Here is a 20,320-nt window from a genome sequence, read left to right as displayed (position 1 = left end):
TTCCGGGGGTCATACGCCGGCGAGGGCGAAGAAGCGCTCGATGACGGCGTCGTTGAGGAGACGGCCCTTGCGCGTGGGGACGACGCGCGTGGGGACGACGCGCGTGTGGCCCTCCGCATCGGTCTCGATGACGATGAGGCCGTCTTCGACCATCGGCCGCAGTCGCGCGGCGTCAATGGAGCGCAGGGACGTGGAGCCCTCCGATTCGCGCGCGGAGGCGATGGCCCGGTCGATGCGGGTCAGGTCGAGCCCCTCGCGGATGCGCAGGCCGAGCATGATGAGCTCCTCGAGGTTCTCCCCCGGCGTGATCGCCTCGCTGCCGCCCCACGGGACGCGGCCCTCGTTGATGGCGGTGCCCCACATGCGCGGATGCGCGATGTCCCATGCGCGCAGAGCGTGCGTCGCGCCGGCACCGTCGGAGGCGACGGCGTTGTAGTGCGAGTGCGCGCCGGGGCCGAGACCGGCCCAGTCGACGTTGCGCCAATAGCCGAGGTTGTGCCGGCTCTCGTAGCCGGGCTTCGCCCAATTGGACACCTCGTACCATGCGAGTCCGGCGGCCGTGAGCAGGTCATCGGCGATCTCGTATTTGGCGGCCTCGTCGTCGTCGTCCGGCTTGGGCAGGGTGCCGGCGGCGATCCGCCGCCCCATCTTCGTGGTCGGTTCGACGGTCAACGCATAGGCGGAGATGTGGTTGACGCCGAGATCGATGGCGGTCTTTACCGAGGTGCGCCAATCATCGAGGCTCTCCCCCGGCGCACCGTAGATGAGGTCGACGCTGGAACGCAGACCCAGCTTGCCGGCGGCGCGCACGCCGGCTTCGACGTTCGCCGGCGTGTGCGTGCGGTCGAGGGTCTTCAGCACGTGCGGCACGGCGGACTGCATGCCGAAGGAGATGCGTGTGAAGCCGCCTTCGGCGAGACGCCCGATGTAGTACTCGTTGACGGTGTCCGGATTGGCTTCGGTGGTGATCTCCGCGGCCGGCGCGACGCCCCAGATGCGGCGGACCGCGTCCAGCATGGCCACGAGGTCGTCCGCGGAGAGGATGGTCGGCGTGCCGCCGCCGAAGAACACGGTGTCCGCCGGCGGCTCCTCGATGCCGTGAACGAGCTGCCATTCACGCGTGAGCTCCATCTCGCGGATGACCATGTTCGCATAGTTGCCGCGCGAGGCGCCCGCGCCAAGGTCGGTCGCCGTGTACGTGTTGAAGTCGCAATAGCCGCAACGGCGAAGGCAGAACGGGACGTGGATGTAGACCTCGAACATCAGCCTTCGGTCTTCTGGGCGGCGCGGATCTTGTCCTTGGTATCGCGGTCGTTCGCGTCCTCGCCGGTGGACAGGGCGGCGATGAACGCCTCCTGCGGCACTTCGACGTGGCCGAGCATCTTCATGCGCTTCTTGCCGGCCTTCTGCTTCTCGAGGAGCTTGCGCTTACGGGTGATGTCGCCGCCGTAGCACTTGGCGAGCACGTCCTTCCTGAGCGCGCGGATGTTCTCGCGCGCGATGATGCGCGAGCCGATCGCCGCCTGGATCGGAATCTCGAACTGCTGGCGCGGGATGAGCTCGCGCAGCTTCTTCGTCATCATCACGCCGTAGCTGTACGCCTTGTCACGGTGCACGATGGCGCTGAACGCGTCCACCTTCTCGCCCTGGATGAGGATGTCCACCTTGACGAGGTCTGCCGTCTGCTCGCCGTCCTCATGGTAGTCGAGCGAGGCGTAGCCCTTGGTGCGGGACTTCAGCTGGTCGAAGAAGTCGAACACGATCTCCGCCAACGGGATGCGGTAGTGCATCTCCACGCGGTCGGTGGAGATGTACTCCATCGTGCCCATCTGGCCGCGATGGTCCTGGCACAGGTCCATGACCGCGCCGATGAACTCCTTCGGCGTGATGATGTCGGCGGCGACCATCGGCTCGACGATCTTCTTGATCTTGCCGTCCGGGAACTCGCTCGGATTGGTGACGTGGTGCTCGGTGCCGTCCTCGCTGGTCACCTCGTAGGTGACGTTCGGCGCGGTCTGGATGAGGTCGAGGCCGAATTCGCGGCTCAGGCGCTCGGAGACGATCTCCATGTGCAGCAGGCCGAGGAAGCCGCAGCGGAAGCCGAAGCCCAGCGCGACGGACGTCTCCGGCGTGTAGATGAGGGCGGCGTCGTTGAGCTTGAGCTTGTCGAGCGCCTCGCGCAGCTCGGGGAACTGGGCGTTGTCGATCGGGAACAGACCGGAGTAGACCATCGGCTTCGGGTCGCGGTAGCCGGGCAGCGGCTCCGCGGCGGGGCGCACGGCGGAGGTCAGGGTGTCGCCGACCTTCGACTGGCTCACGTCCTTCGCGCCGGTGATGATGTAGCCGACCTCGCCGGCGCCAAGCGCCTTGGTGCGCGTCATGTCCGGGCTGATCACGCCGATCTCGATCGGATCGTGCGTCATGCCGATGCCCATCATGTGCACCTTCTCGCGGTCGTGCAGTTCGCCGTCCTCCATGCGGATGTAGGTGACGATGCCGCGGTAGGAGTCGTATACGGAGTCGAAGATGAGGGCGCGGGCGGGGGCCTCGGGATCGCCTTCCGGCGCGGGCACCTCCATGACGATCTGGTCGAGCAGGTCGGCGACGCCCTCGCCGGTCTTGCCGGACACGCGCAGCACGTCGCTCGGCTCGCAGCCGATCAGGCCGGCGATCTCCTCGGCGTGCTTGTCCGGTTCGGCGCTCGGCAGGTCGATCTTGTTGAGCACCGGGATGATGGTGAGGTTGTGGTCGATGGCCATGTACAGGTTCGACAGCGTCTGCGCCTCGATGCCCTGCGTCGCGTCGACGAGCAGCACCGCGCCCTCGCATGCGGCGAGCGCGCGCGACACCTCGTAGGTGAAGTCCACGTGGCCGGGGGTGTCGATCATGCCCAGCGTGTATTCGGTGCCGTCGAACGTCCACGGCACGCGCACGGCCTGCGACTTGATGGTGATGCCGCGCTCCTGTTCGATGTCCATGCGGTCGAGGAAGCGGTCGCGCATCTCGCGTTCCGGCACGATGCCGCTCAGCTGCAGGATGCGGTCCGCCACGGTGGACTTGCCGTGATCGATGTGCGCGATGATGCAGAAGTTGCGGATCAACGACTGGTCGGTGGAACCGGGCTGGTTGTGCTGGGTGGCCACTGAGCATGCCTCCTAATCGACTGTAGTCAAACCTACATTAGTGTACGCGAAATAAGAGACCCCGCAAACCGGTGGGCTTGCGGGGTTCCTCGACCATCCGCTCAACGGAGCGGAACCGGTCTCACAGGGCGTTGATCGCGACGGCGAGGCCGGACTTGCGGTTGGCGGCCTGGTTCTTGTGGATCACGCCGGCGCTGGCGGCCTTGTCGAGCTTGCGGGCGGCGACCTGGTAGGCGGCCTGGGCGGCGGCCTTGTCACCGGCGGCGATGGCCTCGCGGGTGGCGCGGACGGCGGTCTTCAGCGAAGACTTGACGGCCACGTTGCGCTTGTGCGCCTTCTCGTTGGTGATGACGCGCTTCTTCTGCGACTTGATGTTTGCCAATGTAACTCCAAACGACGTTTGCTATAAGGACATACGAGACGTAGATGATAGCACGCCGTGCGGATAACGCGACGCGCGTTCGTCAGGCGTCGTCGTCCTCATCCCACCGCGCATGGGGTCCGCGGTCCGCGGCACCGGATTTCGGCGTGATGTCGGGCCGCCTGAGATAGTGTCCCTCCCCCGGCAGGTACACGTTGTGGCGTTCCACGGCCCCGGGGAATTTGATGTTGTAGATCACGGAGGCGAGGCGCATGCCGACGATGAGCACGATGATGAGCACGTCGAGCCCAATCTCCTGCTCGGCATCCAGCAATCCCGCCATGCGCCCTTTGCACACGAACACGGTGCACACGCATCCGATGGCGGAGGGCACCGCGTACCAGTGCTTGTCGCGGATGATCATCGGCACGTCGTTGAGGAGGATGTCGCGGGTGAGACCGCCGCCCAGCGCGGTCGCCATGCCGAGGAACCCGGCGGTCATGCCGGACGTGCCGAGATACATGGCCTTCGCCGTGCCGTTGACCGCGAACAGACCGAGCGCGAGCGCGTCGAGCGTGATCATCGACCATTTGAGCTTGTTGATCTCCGGGTGGACGATCGCGATGGCGATACCGGAGACGAGCGCGGTAACCACCGACCACCGGTCGGTGATACCGACGGGCGGCACTTCGAGCAGCACGTCACGCAGGATGCCACCTCCCAACGCGGTGAGCCACGCGATCACGAGGATGGCGAACAGGTCGTACTGCTTGCGCACGGCCGCCAGCCCGCCGACCAGACCGCAGCAGAACACCGCGAGATACTCCACCCCCATGAAGAACGCGTTGCTTTCCAACGCCACCTTCATGTTCTCCCCCTCTCATGCACAATCCTTCGGAGCAAACGGTTCCAGTGGATTGCGACCATCCTCCACACACATCAATACACTAGCGGCACTCCGGTTCAATCGGCTATCGTGTTCGAATGAGCTTGATGATTGATGACATCGCGCATCTTTTCAGGTAAGCAGATCGGCGTGTCGTGATTAGGCCACGGCACGCCGACATATCAAACAGGAGACGATTACAGCTCGATACCGGGATTGGCTTCAAGCACCGCGTTATACACGCGTTCCGCGTCATATCTCGACAACACGCCAACCGGCCCATCATCAAGAAACAACTCACGCGGAACGTCCAACAACTGAGAGCAACGAACCGCGGACGGTTTCGTCAAACCAGCTTCGGACCAGTCTCGTAACACCACGTAACCAACCTCACGCCGATCGACATTGCCGGTCACTTTCGTAATCAGCACCATACGACGCCCGCCATCCCACTGAAGCACCACCGACGGCCGGTTCTTGCTTTTACCCGGCTTATCCGGAAACGCAAAAGGAACCCCAAATCTCATAGCGCTTCGGCTCACGCTCACTCGTCATCGTCCCACCCCTCAGGCAAGACCACGGCACCATCCCGAATTTCAGGGCGCACAATCCCCGGATAACCCGAGTCCAATCGGAGCACCGGATAGCCGCGCTCGTCACGTTCGGGACCACTGCCGGCCACATAGCCAGCCAAGTAGGCGTTAATCAAATCACTGACATGCAAGCCCTTGCGCTGCGCCAACGCCTCAGCTTGGACATAGGCGGGCAAGCTTTCGACAACCGTCATAACACACCACCTTTCATAGATACAACCAGCGTATCCCGTCTACCTTGGAACACGTCATAGTCCCTTACCCACTTGTGACGGCGGGTGAGGGCGGCCGCGATATTTCAGGGCGCACGACCGCGCCCGTTCATCCAAGGGAGACGCCGACGCGGAACAATCCGCGCCGGTATCCCATCATGGTCAGACAGTCACATGGATGACTATGGTTCCGCCCGCATAGACGGCTATAGTCACCATATAGGATTGCGGCAGAAGCCGCACCATCTGACCACGCCACACGCTCGCAAAAGACGCGTCCTCATGGTAATATCTCCCTTGCATCTGGGAACGCCCCGTAAGTCTTACGGCTTGCAGGGCGTTCGTTTTATCTCGGGAACACCCATGATGCGGTTCGACGAATGAGCCGGGCTTACGCCCGTCGCCTATGTGGCGGAACGTCCGGCGAAGCCGCAAGACCGTCGTTGACGTGTTCCGCATCCCTCAGCGACAGACGACCGAAACGCCTCAACAGCTCACTGCGGTTGAAGTAGAAACGCTGTGAGCACCGCACGAGCGACGGCTTGTCCAATCCCTCGGCCTTCCAGTCCAGAAGCGGAACGTCACCGGCTTCATCCCACGACATGTTGCCGGTGATCTTGGCGACGATGCCGGACAGCAAATCACCGTCTATGTCGGTGATGACGACGGGGCGCGGCTTGCCTACGCCGGGATGATCGGGAAATTCCACCAACATCAGCCACACGTCGTACAGGCGCGGCTCACTTGTCTGCGTAGCGGTCATAGACTGCATCCTCCGGATCGTCCCAATCGGCGGGCAGAATCACATGCCCCGTGGTTTCCGACTTGTCGAACAGGTACGCGGAATGCCTCGGCGGAACCGGGTATCCGTCCGGCGCGCGACGCGTGGGCTTGAACGGCATCCCCTCATCGAGAATCGACTGGCGAAGGAACATATTCACCGCAGTGCTCAGTGTCATGCCCATGGATTCGTACAGGGCGGCGGCACGCGTCTTCACGTCATCATCGACATTGACAATCACTTTAGCCATAACAACCTCCTAACGATAATCAGATGATATAAAGGATATACCAAAAAGGTAAATAATAGGTAGGTATGCCGCCCGGCGAAAGCTAGGAAAACCAGGCGGCAAGACGTAGAACAGGGACAGCATCGGCCGCTCACATCGGCGGCATGACGGTAGGCCACGCGTCGGGCCGTGAGGGAAGTCCGCGCATACCATGATTCACATCCTTGTTTTCGTCCGGTAATCGTTCACACGGTCGCAGACGTACACGCCCTCAGCCAACAACGCCATGAACGCGCCCATATCCCGTGTATCCACGTGCCCGGACACCGTGACGACGGCGCGACGATCGGCCGTCAACGGCAATCGCCGGACAGTGCGCCCGTGCGTTTCTTGCCCGTCTCAATCCTAGAGATTGTTTGCGTCGCAATACCCGTCAATCTAGACAAATCCGTCTGACTAAGTCCTTGCGCGACTCGAATCTTATTGAGTCTTCGCCAGTTTGTGTGGTGGGAGTTGTGGGATTCGGCGTCGCCGGGGCTTTCGCGTGTGTGGGTATGAAAAGCGTTCTCCTGTTAGGTTTGTTTCCGCCAAGAAATAGAACCGATAACAGAGGAAACGCCTGTGCCTACCGTATCAGCCGGCGCGCTCAAGCGCATGCTGCACCTGCCCGCCAACGTCGCGCCGGTGCGCCCGTACTCGCGGGACATGGACCGGTGCTCCAGATGCGGGAAGCATGGCAACCCGTACGACCGTCTGCCCGCGCGACGTTGGCGGCATCTCGACGTCGGGTGCACGAAGCTCCTGCTGGAATACGCGCCCGTCCGCGTCGACTGCGCGGAGCACAGGGTGACGGTCGCGACGGCGTCGTGGGCGAGGATGAAGAGCGAGTACACGTATGATTTCGAACGGCCGGTCGCCTGGCTGAGCGTGCACGCGTCCAGGAGCGCCGTGTCGCGGCTGATGCGCATGGATTGGAAGAGGGTGGACCCGATATGCACGCGCGTCGTCGACGGTCTGCGCATGGGGGCTGGAGGTGTTCGACCTGTTCTTCCGCCGGCTCACGCCCGCCCAGCACGAGGCGAGGAATGCCGGCATCTCCGTATTTCATACGCCACGACGTACCTCGGCCAGCAAAGACTCGAAATGCGTACGGGTATCATCAGACGTCTTATGCACGGACTCCCCCGGCAGCAAGTCGGGATTCATGTAATCGCAGTCATCGAATGTCGTCGAATCGGCAACGGCCGCATACTTGGACACCACGCGGTTAAGCTCGGTTTCAAGCGACGTGCCGTCACGCCGCGCGCCCTGCACGGCCTTACGCCACACTATCCTATTGTTGAACGCACGCGTTTTTCTACGCGCATCCACACTACTCATTGCGCGACTCCTTCCCGTAGGGATATGGCATAGCATCAGGGTATCCCAACAGCCGGTGCATGCCGTTCACATACGATGTGTCGTCACTGTACACGGCGACAATCACGATGTGAGACCTCTGACATCAGAGACACCACCATAAGCGCCCGTAGGCTCTTAGGAGTCTCCGTTTCATGGTAGTATCTCCCTTGGGTAGTGAAGCGGCCGCAAGTCCTACGATTTGCGGCCGCGATCTTTGACCTCACCGTGATCACGGTGAGGTCAATTCCATCAATCGCGACGCGGAGTGTGTCCCAGTCCGACAGGTACCCAAGGTTTCCCAAGTATCCCCGCCGCTATGCCATGCGTCACGTCATCGCGGGACAAGTCAACCGCTCGGTGTCCACAAGGCTCACGCCGCAAACGGCACCACCGGCACCGTGGACGGTTTCATGCAAAGCCGGAATATGCGAAAGCGCCTCACACCGGCTATGGAGCCGATATGAGGCGCTTCATAAGATAAGGCCACGGGCAACAACTGCACCGCCTGTCGCCCACTACTGACTCTTGGGATCGCGTCCGACTAACACACTCGCGAAATCAATTCCGAACAACCAATCAGAATCACGACTCGAAGCATCCGCCGAACAATCACTCCCGACCGCTTCAGCAGACCTTCCACATCCAGTTGTGCGGATCCTCGATCTCGCCGAGCTGGATGCCGAGCAGTTCGTCGCGCAGCGACTGGGTGAGCTCGCCGACGCCGCCCTCGGCGACCGTCACGTCGAACTTCGGGGACTTGAAGCGTCCGATCGGCGTGATGATGGCGGCGGTGCCGCAGGCGAACACCTCGGTGACCTCGCCGGACTTGATGTCCTCGAGCAGCTGTTCGAGGGCGATCATCGTCTCGACCACGTCGATGCCGCGGTCCTGCAGCAGCTGGATGAGGGAGCGGCGGGTCACGCCCGGCAGGATGTTGCCGGTCAGGGACGGGGTCTCCACGTGGCCGTCCTTGTGGACGACCATCATGTTCATGCCGCCCAGCTCCTCGAGATAGGTCTTGGTGGCGGCGTCGACGAAGCAGACCTGCTCGCAGCCGTTCTCAATGCCCGTGTACTCGCCGAGCAGGGAGGCGGCGTAGTTGCCGCCGCACTTGGCGAAGCCGGTGCCGCCGGGGCCGGTGCGGAACCACTTGTCCTCCACCCAGATGCTCACCGGCTTGACGCCGCCCGGGAAGTACGGGCCGGACGGGGAGGCGATCACGCAGTAGTCGACCTCGTGCGGGGCGCGCACGCCGAGGAACGGCTCGGAGGCGAACATGAACGGACGCATGTACAGCGTGTACTCGCGGCGGGACGGGACCCAGGCGGCGTCGCGGCGCACCAGCGCGGCGACGGAGCCGATGAAGTCGTCGACCGGCAGCTCGGGCAGGTAGAGGCGCTTCGCGGAGTTCTGGAAACGCTCGGCGTTCGCGTCCGGGCGGAACAGCCAGGTGGAGCCGTCGGAGTGGCGGTACGCCTTGAGGCCTTCGAAGCATTCCTGCGCGTAGTGCAGCACGGATGCGCCCGGATCCATCTTGAGCGGCGCGTACGGCTCGACGCGGCGGTCGCCCCAGCCCTCACCCTTGGTCCACGTCATGTGGGTCATGTTGTCGGAGAAGACCTGGCCGAAGGCCGGCTTGTCGATGAGCTCGGCGCGCTTGGCGTCGGAGGCGGGATTCTCGTTCGGCAGTACGGTGAACGGCTCGACCAGCTTGTCGAGCGCCGCCGGATCGTGATGCGTGTTCTCAGTCATGTTCACTTCTTTTGTTGCAATCGGCCGTACGATGACGGCCTTTCGAAGGGGTTGCCGCGCGCTTGTGGCGCCCGGTGCTGTCAGTTACTTTCGCACATCCCGCAACGGCGGATGTGCGCCGGTTCACATTATGAAAAGCAAATGGGAAGACCCGCGAGACGTGTCGCGGGTCTTCCCGGGAAATCAGATCGTCATGCCGGCCTCACGCCGGCAGCGATCACTTGGCGTCGGCGGCCGGGGCGGCAGCGGCGTCGGCGGCCGGGGCCGCGGCGGTCTCCGGGGCGGCGGTGGACTCGGTGGCATCCTCCGGGACCTCGACGGTGACGACGGACTCCTCGGCGTTCTCGACGTCGAGCTCGACACCCTCGGGCAGGACGACGTCCTTGGCGAACACCTTGGTGCCGTCGGTCAGGCCCTCGACGTTCACGACGATGCGCTCCGGCAGGTTGGCGACGTCGGCGCGGACCTTGAGCTCCTGGATGTCGACGAACGCGACGGCGGCGCCCTTCGGCGTGCCCTCGACGAACACCGGCACCTCGACGTCGATCTTCTCGCCGGCCTTGACCTCGTAGAAGTCGATGTGCTCGACGATGCGCTTGACGGGGTTGCGCTGCACGTCCTTGACGACGGCCATGGCCTTCTCATCGCCGAAGTTCAGCTCGAACAGGGCGTTGGTGTGGCGCAGGGAGAGGGTGGTCTCCTTCATCGGCAGGGTGAGGAACTTCGGCTCGGCGCCACCGGCGTAGATGGTGGCGGGGATGCGCTTGGCGACGCGCAGGCGGCGGGCGACGCCCTTGCCGAACTCGTTGCGGACTTCGCCGTTGAGGACGATCTTGGTAGCCATATCTGGTCTCCTTGGGTTGTATGGACTGGTGTGTCACTTGTCGTTCTGTCTTTTGACGCCACGACGCGCCGCAGAACGCCCCTAGGAGGTTCATCACGCCGAGTCGATAACGGAAGAAGCGGACCTTCGCGGTGCGCAGGACGGCTCTTCCCTCGCCAAAGCAACAGCTCACCATTATAGCGGGGCGCGGGACAACCAGGGGTGCCGGGATACTACAATCGTATACGGGACCTGTTCGTCGGGCGGTAGGAGGTCTGCGATGAGGCGAATCACCAGGAACGCGTTGATCGGCGTCGCGGCCGGGGCGGGAATGCTCGGGTCCGGCCTGCTGGCCGCGGGGGAGCTGATGTTCCATCTGTCCCTGGACACCCGGTACGCGCATTGGATGGCCCGGCTGATGGCCCATGACGGCGCGACCACGGCTTATCTGGAGACGCCGCACGCCGATGCCGGCGAGGAGGCCGAGGCCGCGCAATGGTTCGACAGGGCACGCCAGCCGGTGCGGATGCGCGGCGAGGACGGAACGGATCTGCGCGGATGGCTGTTCGATCCGGATTGCGCCTCCCCCGCCCCGCACCTCTATGCGATCACCCTCCATGGGTATTCCGGAGGTCCCCGCGACATGGCGAAGTACGCGCACCGGTTCGCGCGCATGGGGTTCACCGTGCTGATCCCGGCCCAGCGCGCCCATGAGCCGAGCGGGGGGCGCTACATCGGCATGGGATGGCTGGAACGCGGCGACCTGCTGGGATGGATATCGCTGATCGTCGCCAGCGATCCGGATGCGCGCATCCTGCTGCACGGCGTTTCGATGGGGGCCGCGACGGTGATGATGACGACCGGCGACCCCTCGCTGCCCCGCAACGTGAAGGCGGCCATCGAGGACTGCGGCTACACGTCCGTTTGGGATCAGTTCCTGTTCAACGCGAAGGGCATGTACCGCCTGCCGTACCGCTGGATGGGCGTCCCCGTGGTGCGCTGCATGAGCGCCGTCTGCCGGTGCGCCGCGGGATACGGGTTCAAGGAGGCGAGCTGTCTGCCCTCGCTGCGGCGGACGATCATCCCGATGATGTTCATCCACGGCGGCGCCGACACGTTCGTCGATCCGGCGTTCCTGGACCGCAACGTCGCGGCCTGCGCGAGCATCGACCGTGAGGTGCTCGTCGTCCCCGGCGCGGCCCACGCGATGGCGGCCAGCACCGACCCCGATTCGTATTGGCGGCGCGTCACCGCGTTCGTGGGACGCGTGTTCGATCTGTGAGGCCGGGTCGGTCTCCCCGCCCGATCCGTCGGCCGGCCGGCCGGACCGGGAATACGCGAGTGGCCCCTCCGATGGAGGGGCCACTGCTCGTCCGACGCGGAACGGCTCGTCTACGCGAGGAGCTCCTTGACGGCGGCGATGACGGCCTGCAGGCTCTTCTTCGCATCGCCGAACAGCATCTGCGTGTTGTCCTCGAAGTAGAGCTCGTTCTGGATGCCGGCGTAGCCGGTGCCGCGGCCGCGCTTCATGACGACCACGTTCTGCGCCTTGTCGACGTCGAGGATCGGCATGCCGGAGACCGGGGTTCCGGGGCGGCGGGCGGCCGGGTTGGTGACGTCGTTGGCACCGACGACGAGGGCGACGTTGGCGGACGGGAACTGCGGGTTGATCTCCTCCAGATCGACGAGCTCCTCGTAGGGCACGTTGGCCTCGGCGAGCAGCACGTTCATGTGGCCGGGCATGCGGCCGGCGACCGGGTGGATCGCGTAGGAGACCTCGACGCCATGGCTCTTGAGCAGTTCGCCGAGGTCGGCGAGCTCGCGCTGGGCCTGCGCCTGGGCGAGGCCGAAGCCGGGCACGAAGATGACCTTGTCGGCGTAGACGAGCTGGACGGCGAGGTCGTCCGGCGAGGTCTCCTTCATCGTGCCCTCCGGGCCGTCGCCGGCGGCGGCCGCGTCGGAGCCGCCGAAGCCGCCGGCGAGGACGGACAGCAGAGGACGGTTCATGGCCTGCGCCATGAGGATGGACAGGGTCACGCCGGCGGAGCCGACGAGCGCACCGGCCACGATGAGGGCGACGTTGTCGATGGCGAGGCCGGACATGGCGACGGCGGTGCCGGTGCAGGCGTTGAGCACGGAGATGACGACGGGCATGTCGGCGCCGCCGATCGGGATAACGAACACGAGGCCGTAGCCGAGGGCGAACAGCGTCGTGAGGATCGACCACAGGAGGCGCTGGCCGGGCTGGACGCACAGCATGACGAAGCTGGCGACCGTGAGGACGATGAACACGATGTTCCACACGCCCTTGCCGGGCAGGGTGAGCTTCTTCACCCACTTGACGCCCTGCAGCTTGCCGGCGGCGATGAGCGAGCCGGTGAACGTGACGGAGCCGATGAGGATGCCGAGGCCGGCGGTGATGAGCACGACGAGGTCCGGCACGCCCTCCTTGGTGAGGATGTCGTTGAGGGCGACGAGCGCGGCAGCGCCGCCGCCGACAGTGTTGAACACGGAGACGAGCTGCGGCATGTCGGTCATCTTGACCTTCTTGGCGGAAACGACGCCGGCGACCGCGCCTATCAGGATGCCGACGACGAGCACGACGACGGCGACCGTGTTGACGAAGCCCTTGGCGAACAGCACGATGAACGCCATGAGCACGGCGACAACCATGCCGAACGCGGAGATCTGGTTGCCCTTGCGGGCGGTCTTCGGCGAGTTCATGAAGTGCAGGCCGACGACGAACATGACGGCGGAGAACAGGTAGACGAACCAGGCGACGATGTCGATGGTTCCGACGGTTGCGGAGGCCATTTACTTCTCCTCCCCCTTCTTCTTGTTGGACTTGAACATCTCGAGCATGCGGTCGGTGACGACGTAGCCGCCGACCACGTTCATCGTGCCGAGCACGGCCGCGAGGAAGATGAACACGTAGGCGAGCGGCGAGTTCGCCTCGGCGGCGACGATGACGACGCCGACGATGACGATGCCGTGGATGGAGTTCGCGCCGGACATGAGCGGGGTGTGCAGGGTGGCGGGCACCTTGCCGATCACCTCGATGCCGATGAGCAGCGCCAGCACGAACAGTGTGATGGAGACGACGAGCGTGGGCATTTGCGTTTCCTTCCCTTCTTACTTCTCTTCGGCCGCGGTTCCGGCGGCCTCGGCGCGGCCGGCGACGACGAGCGCGGCGTCGAGCTCCTCGGACGGATCCTGCGACAGCACGCCGTCGCGCACGAAGTGGGCGAGCACGTCGGCCACGTTGCGCGCGAGCAGGTCCGACGCGGTGGTGGCGACGCCGGAGGCGAGGTACGGCGCGCCGATGATGGTGACGCCGCCTTCGGTGGTCCGCGTGCCGATGGCGGAGCCCTCGACGTTGCCGCCGAGCTCGGACGCCGCGCAGTCGACGATCACGGCGCCGCGCTTCAGGCCGTCGACGCCGGCCTTGGTGAGCAGCACCGGGGGCCTGCGGCCGGGGACCTTCGCGGTGGTGATGACGATGTCGAAGCCGGCGGCCTTCGCATCGACCGCGGCCTGCTGCTCCTTCTGCTCCTCGGGCGTCAGGGCGCGCGCGTAGCCGCCTTCGCCCTGGCCCTTGGAGAAGTCGAGGCCGAGGTCGAGGAACTTCGCGCCGAGCGATTCGACCTCGCCCTTGGAGGCGGGGCGCACGTCGTACGCGGTGACGACGGCGCCGAGTCGGCGCAGCGTGCCGATGGCCTGGAGTCCCGCGATGCCCGCGCCGAGCACGAGCGCCTTCGCCGGGCGGATCGTTCCGGCGGCGGTGGTCATCATCGGCAGGAACGAGCCGTAGGCGTCGGCGGCGAGGATGGCCGCCTTGTAGCCCATCACCGAGTTCTGCGAGGTCATCTCGTCCATCGACTGCGCGCTGGACAGCTGGCGCGGCAGGCGTTCGATGGCGATGCCCACGATTCCGGCCTTATCGAGCGCGTCGACGTAGTCGGCGTCGGTGAACGAGCCGAGCATGCCGATCACCCACTGGCCGGCCCTGAGCTTGGCGACGGTTTCGGCGGACGGCCGGTCGACGAAGCCGAGCGCGTCCGCCTTGGCGATCACCTCGTCGCGCGGGGCGACCGTGGCGCCCGCCTTCGCATAGTCCTCGTCCGTGTAGTGCGCCGCGGCGCCGGCGCCGCGTTCGATCAGGCAGGAGATTCCGCTCCGCCCGAGCCTGGTGACGATGTCCGGTGTCAACGCGACGCGGGATTCCGTATCCGACGTCTCGTCCAGCACACCGAAAGCCACCGTGGCTTCCTTGATTTCAGCCATGAGAGCCCTTTCTGACATTGGCCGTATCGGGTCATACGAGGCCCCAGTGTAGCCGAAACCGCGCGGCGCGCCCGGAGGAACGTCCACGAACGCGCGCACGCCCCCGTCTCCCTACGCTACCGTAAGGTGACGTGTCGCGTCCGGGGCGCTAAACTGGCTGTTTTGAGACAGGACCAGACAGGAATTGGGTCAAGGAGCACCACGTGTCCGTTTTTTCCACGTTGAAGCAGCAAACCACGAACATCACGCGCAAGGCGTTGCGTCTCGGCACCGACTTCGTGCATCCGGTCGGCGACGACGCCGGCAACGAACCCGACTACGCCGGCGAGGACATCGCCCGCGAGGAGTCCATCGAGCTGCCCCACACCGACGTGTGGGGGCCGGACCGTCCCACGGTCACGGAGATCGATCCGGCGTCGGGCCTGCTGACCACCACCACGCAGGGCAATCCCCCGCTGGACATGGGCATGTCGATCTACGACATCTACGCCGACCGCGCCGAGCGCATGGGCGACGACCCGCTGTACACGTACAAGGAGGACGGCGAGTGGGTCACGAAGACGGCGAACGAGTTCCTCGCCGAGGTGCGCGAGATCGCCAAGGGCCTGCTGCACTACGGGCTGAAGAAGGGCGACGGCGTGGCGTTCATGTGCCGCACCTCCTATGAATGGGACCTGACCGACGCGGCCGTCATGGCCTGCGGCGGCGTGCTCGCCACCATCTACGACACGGATTCCGCCGAGCAGATCCGCAACATCGTCAACAACTCCGACGCCCGCCTGCTCATCGTGCAGGACACCGCCATGCGCGACAAGGCGGACGGCGCCGTCGAGGAGTGCCCGTCGCTGGAGCACATCGTGTGCATCGAGACCGGCGGACTGGACGAGATCCGGGCGTACGGCAAGTCCGTGTCCGACGAGGAGCTGGACGAGCGCATCGACTCGGTGCAGAAGACCGACCTGTGCTCGATCGTCTACACGTCCGGCTCCACCGCCGCGCCGAAGGGCGTGGAGATGACGCATGAGCACTACTGCCAGACGGCGCTGAACCTTCCCGACTACATGCCGGAACTGCTGCACGACAAGAAGAACACGATCCTGCTGTTCCTGCCGCAGGCGCATTCGTTCGCGCGCGCCATCAACTACATCGTCGTCGCCTCGAACGTCCACATCTACATCGCGACCGGCATCAGGACGCTGATCTCCGACCTGCAGGTCGCCAAGCCGTCCATCATGATCGTCGTGCCCCGCGTGCTGGAGAAGGTGTACAACGCCGCATCCCAGAAGGCGGGTCACGGCGCGAAGGGCATGGTGTTCGCCTCCGCGGTCGTCGCCGCGCAGGACTACATGAAGGAGATCTCCGAGAAGGGCCATGCGGGCGCCCTGACGCGCACGAAGCGCGCCGCGTTCGACCCGGTGGTCTACAAGTCGCTGCGCGAGGTGCTGGGCGGCCGCGCCAAGTGGATCGTCGCCGGCGGCGCCCCGCTCGATCCGGAGCTGATGGCGTTCTTCCGCGGCGCCGGCGTGCCCGTGTACGAGGGCTACGGTCTGACCGAGACGACCGCCCCGTGCGCGTTCAACGTGCTGGGCGTCCCGTTCCACGCCGGTTCGGTCGGCATCGCGTTCCCCGGCTTCTCGCTGCGCATCGCCGAGGACGGCGAGATCCAGGTCAAGGGCCGCGCCGTGTTCCCCCGCTACCACAAGAACGAGGAGGCCACCGAGACCTCCTTCACCGAGGACGGCTGGTATGCGACCGGCGATCTGGGCCGCATCGACAACGACGGATTCCTGTACATCACCGGACGCAAGAAGGACCTCATCATCACGGCCGGCGGCAAGAACGTGGCCCCGGGCCCGATCGAGGAGGTCATCCAGCGTTGCGAGATCGTCTCCCAGGCGCTGGTGCTCGGCGACAAGCGCCCGTTCATCTCCGCGCTCATCACGCTGGACGAGGAGTCGCTGCGCCCGTGGCTGGCGGCGAAGGGCCTGGACGAGCATATGACGATGGAGGAGGCCGCGGAAAACGCCGCCGTGCGCGCCGAGGTGCAGAAGTGGGTCGATCAGGCCAACGAGGGCGTCTCCCGCGCCGAGTCGGTGCGCAAGTTCATCATCCTGCCCGAGGAGTTCACGCAGGAGAACGGCCTGATGACCGCGTCGATGAAGGTCATCCGTCCGAAGGTCATCAAGCGCTACGCGACGCTGCTCGCCACGCGGATGTACACGAAGAAGACGGCGCCGCGCCAGTGAGGCGCATGCCTCCGTCCACGTGACGGGACGACGAAGGCCCTGTGCCGGGAACCACGCTCGTGGATTCCGGCACGGGGCCTTCCGCATATCGGCGCTCTCCGGCGCGGGGCGTCACTTCTTGCCCGCGTAGATCACGTTGTCGATGAGGTCGCGGTACCGCTTGGTGATGGCCTCGCGGCGCGCCTTCATCGACGCGGTGACGAGACCGTTCTCCTCGGTGAAGTCGTCGGGCACAATCTCGAACTTGCGGATGGATTCGGCGCGGGAGACGAGCTCGTCGGCCTGGTTGACGGCCCGCTCCACCTCGGCGCGAACGATCGGGTTGCGCGCCGCCTCGGCCAGGTCGGCGCACGGTTTCGCGCCTTGGGCTTCGAGCCACGTGTTCGTCTCCGCCAGGTCGAGCGCGACGATCGCGGCGACGAACGGCTTGCGGTCGCCGACGACGACGCACTGGTTGACGACCGGCGAGGTCATCACCGACGCCTCCAGCTCGCCCGGCGAGACGTTCTTGCCGCCGGCGGTGATGATGAGGTCCTTCTTGCGGCCGGTCACGGTGACGAAGCCGTCCTCGTCGAGCGAGCCGAGGTCGCCGGTGTGCAGCCACCCGTCGCGGATCTGCTCGCGCGTGAGCTCGGGATGGTTGTGGTAGCCGACGCACACGGCGGGGCTCTTGATGCACAGTTCGCCGTCGTCGGCGATGCCGACCGCCGTGCCCTGCATGGGCAGGCCGATCGTGCCGATCCGGTAGCCGGCGGTCGGGTTGACGGTGGCGGGCGCGCACGTTTCGGTCATGCCGTAGCCTTCGAGCAGCGGCAGGCCGATGCCGTTGAAGAAGTGCGCGATGGACTTGTCGAGCGGGGCGCCTCCCGAGACCGCGTATTCGACATGGCCGCCGAACACATCGAGGATCGACCTGTAGACGAGCCGCGTGTAGACGGCGTGCTTCAGGTTCAGCAGGAACGGGATCGGCTCGCCGGACTGCTGCGCCTTCGACCATGCGCGGGCCGTGACGGTCGCTCCCGCGAAGACGCGTCCCTTGAATCCGGCGCCGGCCTTCTGCGAGGCCGCGTTGTAGATCTTCTCGAAGATGCGGGGCACGGCGAGGATGAACGTCGGTTTGAACGCGGCGAAGTCGGAGAGGATCGTCTTCAGGTTCCCGGACAGTCCGAGCGTGACGTTGCCGGCGAAGCAGAAGAACTGCATGTAGCGCGCGAACACGTGCGCGAGCGGCAGGAACAGCCAGAGCCGCGCGTATTCGGGCATGGCGATGGCCGGCATCGACCGGATGCCGGAATAGGTGATGAAGATGAAGTTGCCGTGGCTCAGTTCGACGCCTTTCGGCGTGCCGGTGGAGCCGGACGTGTAGACGATGGTGGCGAGGTCGTCGCCGTGCACGGCCTGTTCGCGTTCGCGGAACTCCGCGTCGGTGACGCCCCTGCCGTACTCCTCGAGTGTGTCGAGCGCGCCGAAGTCGATGACGTACACGTCGCCGAGGTCCGGGCACCGGTCGCGCACGGATTCGACCTTGTCGCGCTGCATGTCGTTCTCGGCGAACGCCATGCGCACGTGCGAATCGTTGAAGATCATGCTCACCTGCGCCGGCGAGTTCGTCTCGTAGACGGGCACGGTGAGCGCGCCGATCGACATGATCGCCATGTCGAGCGCCGTCCACTCCCAACGGGTCTTCGATATCACGGACACCGCGTCGCCGGGCATGACGCCGCGCGCGATGAGGCCTTTGGCGAGCGCGACGACCTTGTCGCGGAACTCCACGGCGGTGAAGGACCGCCACTGCCCCGTGCCCGGCTCCTTGTATTCGATGAGGGATTGCTCCGGCGTGCGCGCGGCGCGCTCCTCGAGTATCGAGAACAGGTTCCTGTCCGTGTCGATCGGCTGCTCCAGCGGCCTCAGGTATTCCGTGATCATCGTTCTGCACGACCTCCTAGGATGTGTCGCCACCGATTCTACCGTGTGCGGGCCTCGCCGGATCCCTCGCGCACCACCGGTTTGAGCGCGATGCGCCGGGGCTCGGCCAGCGCCTCGGGATCGAGGTAGTCGTCGCCGCGTCTGACGCCCCAGTGCAGGCATGCCCCGTCGCAGTGGTCGGAATGCGCGCCCACTTCGCCGAACGGCTCATCCCGCACGACCTGCGCTCCGGTGTCCAATGCGGTGACGGCCGGCTCGAAGGTGAGCGTCAGATCGCGGTGACGTATGCTCACCACCTGTTTGCCGGCGACGGTTCCCGTGAACGTGACGACGCCGTCCGCGGGGGCGAGCAGTTCGTCGTGCTCCCCCGCGGCGAGGTCGACGCCCCGGTGACCGGCCAGCCACGGCTGCGCCGGCCCGTCGAACGCCTGTCGTCTGTCGACGTGCCGCAGCGGCCAGGACAGCGTGCGCCCGCATCCGCCGGCCGCCCCCGTCTCCGCTGTCCACGCCAACGGTCTCGGCCGTGTGTCCATGACGCTCGCGGTCGAGGCGAACGTCGTCGCCCGTCCCATGCCGTCCACGCACCATGCGACGGAACCGGAGCCGGCCACGGCCCGTCGTTGCGACGGTTGCGGCGGGGCTTGCCCGTGTCGCGCCGCGAGGACGGCGGGCAGGAACATGATGACGGCGACGGCGAGGGACGCCACGATGCGCAGCGACTCCTGCCGCAGTCGTTCCATGCGGCGGCGTTCGCGCTCCGCCGCCGCGCGTCGGCGACGCGACTTCCACCGGCCGCGCCGCCGCGCGTTCCGTGCGATCGTATCGTCATGCCGCCGCCCGTCCATGTCGGTTCCTCCCGTCGTCGTGGGCCGGCGCCCGGCGGTCGCCCGGCGCCCATGCATTCCACGATGGACGACGGAACCCGTGCGAGTCCAGCCGTACGGGGAATGTGGACGGTGCTCTCATGAATCTTCACAATCGCCCGTGGACCGACCGGGTCGTGCAGGAGCATCGGGGGATTCCGGAGAAGCCGGCGGGGCCGGGAGGACATGCCGGAAAAACGAAGAACCCCCGCACGATGGCGGGGGTTCGGAATGGAGCGGACAACGGGACTCGAACCCGCGGTCTCAACCTTGGCAAGGTTGCGCTTTACCAACTAAGCTATGTCCGCGAAGGATTCCGCCGTGAGAAGCGGAATCCGGTGGGCGATGTAGGAATCGAACCTACGACCCCTTCGGTGTGAACGAAGTGCGCTAGCCGCTGCGCCAATCGCCCGAATTGCTTCGGTATTCAGTTATCAGCCGAATCGCTTCGGCATGGTGGGCGATACAAGATTCGAACTTGTGACCCCTTCCGTGTCAGGGAAGTGCGCTACCTCTGCGCCAACCGCCCGGGCCTGCGTCCAGCAGTCGACCGAATCGCTTCGGTTTGCTGAGAGGTGGGTACGAGAGTCGAACTCGTCTATACGGCTTTGCAGGCCGCTGCCTAACCGCTTGGCTAACCCACCGTAAGGTCGTCAACTCATCGGACCTTAGAGCGGACAACGGGACTCGAACCCGCGGTCTCAACCTTGGCAAGGTTGCGCTTTACCAACTAAGCTATGTCCGCACTGGTCGTGGGGATTGCTCCCCGCCGAAGCACGAGTCACTACTATATCCATCCGCGAGCGAATTGCAAACACGG

Annotated in this window: 18 protein-coding genes, 5 tRNA genes and 2 pseudogenes; 3 read left to right on the top strand and 22 right to left on the bottom strand. The window is 65.3% G+C overall.

The annotated features are described in order from the left end of the window. Positions 1-9: 9 nt before the first annotated feature. The 9 genes and pseudogenes from hemW to Uis4E_RS12450 form a co-directional block, all read right to left on the bottom strand. Positions 10-1,263, bottom strand: coding sequence for a radical SAM family heme chaperone HemW (gene hemW / locus Uis4E_RS08590; protein WP_101622757.1), 1,254 nt, complete (start codon positions 1,261-1,263; stop codon positions 10-12). Continuing rightward, the gene (gene lepA, locus Uis4E_RS08585) at positions 1,263-3,143 is read right to left on the bottom strand and encodes a translation elongation factor 4 (protein WP_101622756.1); all 1,881 of its coding nucleotides are present in this window, start codon (positions 3,141-3,143) and stop codon (positions 1,263-1,265) included. Before lepA ends, hemW begins: the two co-directional genes overlap by 1 nt. Before the next feature lie 121 nt (positions 3,144-3,264). After that, on the bottom strand, positions 3,265-3,525 hold the full coding sequence (rpsT, locus tag Uis4E_RS08580) for a 30S ribosomal protein S20 (RefSeq protein WP_034526172.1): 261 nt from the start codon (positions 3,523-3,525) through the stop codon (positions 3,265-3,267). A gap of 82 nt (positions 3,526-3,607) precedes the next feature. Next, a complete protein-coding gene (locus tag Uis4E_RS08575; RefSeq protein ID WP_101622755.1) occupies positions 3,608-4,372 on the bottom strand; it encodes a trimeric intracellular cation channel family protein in 765 nt (254 codons plus the stop codon). A gap of 215 nt (positions 4,373-4,587) precedes the next feature. After that, complete coding sequence (locus Uis4E_RS08570; RefSeq protein ID WP_243394486.1) at positions 4,588-4,917, bottom strand: type II toxin-antitoxin system PemK/MazF family toxin; 330 nt, start codon at positions 4,915-4,917, stop codon at positions 4,588-4,590. 17 nt (positions 4,918-4,934) lie between these two features. Continuing rightward, positions 4,935-5,177 (bottom strand): hypothetical protein, encoded by a 243-nt coding sequence (locus Uis4E_RS08565; RefSeq protein WP_101622754.1) that lies wholly within the window; start codon positions 5,175-5,177, stop codon positions 4,935-4,937. 409 nt (positions 5,178-5,586) lie between these two features. Beyond that, positions 5,587-5,958, bottom strand: a complete 372-nt coding sequence (locus Uis4E_RS08560) for a type II toxin-antitoxin system PemK/MazF family toxin (RefSeq protein ID WP_101622753.1) — start codon at positions 5,956-5,958, stop codon at positions 5,587-5,589. Next, a complete protein-coding gene (locus Uis4E_RS08555; protein WP_101622752.1) occupies positions 5,936-6,226 on the bottom strand; it encodes a type II toxin-antitoxin system RelB/DinJ family antitoxin in 291 nt (96 codons plus the stop codon). Before Uis4E_RS08555 ends, Uis4E_RS08560 begins: the two co-directional genes overlap by 23 nt. A 332-nt stretch (positions 6,227-6,558) precedes the next feature. Then, a pseudogene (locus Uis4E_RS12450) lies at positions 6,559-6,687 on the bottom strand (helix-turn-helix transcriptional regulator); the annotation flags it as partial. A 172-nt stretch (positions 6,688-6,859) separates the two neighbouring features. Between Uis4E_RS12450 and Uis4E_RS12475 the strand changes: the two are divergent. Continuing rightward, a pseudogene (locus Uis4E_RS12475) lies at positions 6,860-7,201 on the top strand (helix-turn-helix domain-containing protein); the annotation flags it as partial. A 108-nt stretch (positions 7,202-7,309) separates the two neighbouring features. Here Uis4E_RS12475 and Uis4E_RS08540 read toward each other — a convergent pair. The 3 genes from Uis4E_RS08540 to Uis4E_RS08530 all read right to left on the bottom strand — a co-directional run bounded on the left by Uis4E_RS08540 (position 7,310) and on the right by Uis4E_RS08530 (position 10,202). Further along, on the bottom strand, positions 7,310-7,585 hold the full coding sequence (locus Uis4E_RS08540; protein ID WP_101622749.1) for a hypothetical protein: 276 nt from the start codon (positions 7,583-7,585) through the stop codon (positions 7,310-7,312). Between the two features lie 645 nt (positions 7,586-8,230). Beyond that, positions 8,231-9,358, bottom strand: a complete 1,128-nt coding sequence (locus Uis4E_RS08535) for a branched-chain amino acid aminotransferase (protein WP_034526152.1) — start codon at positions 9,356-9,358, stop codon at positions 8,231-8,233. A gap of 217 nt (positions 9,359-9,575) precedes the next feature. Continuing rightward, positions 9,576-10,202: a 50S ribosomal protein L25/general stress protein Ctc gene (locus Uis4E_RS08530; protein ID WP_101622748.1), complete on the bottom strand. Its 627-nt coding sequence runs from the start codon at positions 10,200-10,202 to the stop codon at positions 9,576-9,578. A gap of 259 nt (positions 10,203-10,461) precedes the next feature. Between Uis4E_RS08530 and Uis4E_RS08525 the strand changes: the two genes are divergently transcribed. Continuing rightward, positions 10,462-11,463 (top strand): alpha/beta hydrolase, encoded by a 1,002-nt coding sequence (locus tag Uis4E_RS08525; protein WP_101622747.1) that lies wholly within the window; start codon positions 10,462-10,464, stop codon positions 11,461-11,463. Between the two features lie 110 nt (positions 11,464-11,573). Here the strand turns inward: Uis4E_RS08525 and Uis4E_RS08520 are convergent, their stop codons facing one another. The 3 genes from Uis4E_RS08520 to Uis4E_RS08510 are packed head-to-tail and all read right to left on the bottom strand — an operon-like array spanning position 11,574 to position 14,465. Next, positions 11,574-12,995 carry an NAD(P)(+) transhydrogenase (Re/Si-specific) subunit beta gene (locus tag Uis4E_RS08520; RefSeq protein ID WP_101622746.1) on the bottom strand — a complete coding sequence of 474 codons (1,422 nt, stop codon included), beginning with the start codon at positions 12,993-12,995 and terminating at the stop codon, positions 11,574-11,576. Beyond that, the gene (locus Uis4E_RS08515) at positions 12,996-13,295 is read right to left on the bottom strand and encodes an NAD(P) transhydrogenase subunit alpha part 2 (RefSeq protein ID WP_101622745.1); all 300 of its coding nucleotides are present in this window, start codon (positions 13,293-13,295) and stop codon (positions 12,996-12,998) included. An 18-nt stretch (positions 13,296-13,313) separates the two neighbouring features. Further along, on the bottom strand, positions 13,314-14,465 hold the full coding sequence (locus tag Uis4E_RS08510) for an NAD(P) transhydrogenase subunit alpha (RefSeq protein ID WP_101622744.1): 1,152 nt from the start codon (positions 14,463-14,465) through the stop codon (positions 13,314-13,316). A 203-nt stretch (positions 14,466-14,668) separates the two neighbouring features. Between Uis4E_RS08510 and Uis4E_RS08505 the strand changes: the two genes are divergently transcribed. Continuing rightward, the gene (locus Uis4E_RS08505; protein ID WP_101622743.1) at positions 14,669-16,711 is read left to right on the top strand and encodes an AMP-dependent synthetase/ligase; all 2,043 of its coding nucleotides are present in this window, start codon (positions 14,669-14,671) and stop codon (positions 16,709-16,711) included. 111 nt (positions 16,712-16,822) lie between these two features. On the opposite strand, the gene Uis4E_RS08500 is transcribed toward Uis4E_RS08505, so the two are convergent. From Uis4E_RS08500 to Uis4E_RS08470, 7 genes are all read right to left on the bottom strand, one after another. Further along, positions 16,823-18,637, bottom strand: coding sequence for an AMP-dependent synthetase/ligase (locus Uis4E_RS08500; protein WP_101622742.1), 1,815 nt, complete (start codon positions 18,635-18,637; stop codon positions 16,823-16,825). Positions 18,638-18,675: 38 nt separating this feature from the next. Continuing rightward, positions 18,676-19,482 carry a M23 family metallopeptidase gene (locus Uis4E_RS08495; RefSeq protein ID WP_101622741.1) on the bottom strand — a complete coding sequence of 269 codons (807 nt, stop codon included), beginning with the start codon at positions 19,480-19,482 and terminating at the stop codon, positions 18,676-18,678. A 250-nt stretch (positions 19,483-19,732) separates the two neighbouring features. Further along, a tRNA-Gly gene (locus Uis4E_RS08490) sits at positions 19,733-19,808 on the bottom strand. Positions 19,809-19,839: 31 nt separating this feature from the next. Further along, positions 19,840-19,912: transfer RNA gene (locus Uis4E_RS08485), tRNA-Val, on the bottom strand. Between the two features lie 42 nt (positions 19,913-19,954). After that, positions 19,955-20,029 (bottom strand) — tRNA-Val (locus Uis4E_RS08480). A 44-nt stretch (positions 20,030-20,073) separates the two neighbouring features. Further along, a tRNA-Cys gene (locus Uis4E_RS08475) sits at positions 20,074-20,144 on the bottom strand. A 28-nt stretch (positions 20,145-20,172) separates the two neighbouring features. Further along, positions 20,173-20,245, bottom strand: a tRNA-Gly gene (locus Uis4E_RS08470). Positions 20,246-20,320: the final 75 nt, after the last annotated feature.

The organism is Bifidobacterium parmae, from assembly GCF_002860365.1.
In the GTDB taxonomy this organism is placed as follows: Bacteria; Actinomycetota; Actinomycetes; order Actinomycetales; family Bifidobacteriaceae; genus Bifidobacterium; species Bifidobacterium parmae.
This window is presented reverse-complemented; position numbering and strand designations above follow the sequence as displayed.